The sequence below is a fragment of the Psychromonas sp. MB-3u-54 genome, from assembly GCF_002836415.1.
Taxonomy (GTDB): domain Bacteria; phylum Pseudomonadota; class Gammaproteobacteria; order Enterobacterales; family Psychromonadaceae; genus Psychromonas.
Genome location: NZ_PJBP01000035.1, coordinates 1 through 518 on the forward strand (window position 1 = coordinate 1; position 518 = coordinate 518).

The following is a 518-nucleotide window of genomic DNA, read 5'->3' on the forward strand; positions in this document are numbered from 1 at the left end:
GTAAGCGCGCAGTTAAGCAGTGCACTCAGCTAAATCAAGGCTTGAACTGAGCATGCCACGGTAATAAATCGCTTAAATCGGCACCTTCTACACGATTAGGCAATTCTTCGAACAGCTTTTGGAAGTAAAAATAAGGGTTAATATCATTAGCTCGGCAGGTCATCACAATACTGTAAAGTACCGCACTAGCTTGGGCCCCTTTGACTGATTGTGCAAACATCCAGTTTTTTCTACCCGTCGTAAAGGGCCGTATATCGCGCTCAGTAACATTATTATCAATGCCCAATTCACCATTTTCAACATAACGTGTCAACGCTTGCCAATAATTCAACGTGTATGATACAGCTTTACCCAGATAACTTTTGGGCAGTAGCGTTTGTGAAGTTTTATCCAGCCATATTTTAAATTTATCTAAAATAGGGGCGGACTCGATTTTCCTTATTCTCTGGCGTTCCTTGGCGGGTAATAACTTGGTGCGCTTTTCTATCGCATAAAGTTTTTGAATCGTGCTGATAGCA

At 41.7% G+C, this 518-nt stretch carries 1 protein-coding gene; it reads right to left on the reverse strand.

Translation table 11 applies throughout. The features are described 5' to 3' along the window. Positions 1-34: 34 nt before the first annotated feature. Positions 35-518: IS66 family transposase (locus tag CXF72_RS00470; protein ID WP_157823152.1), on the reverse strand; the 484-nt coding region annotated here is incomplete at its 5' end.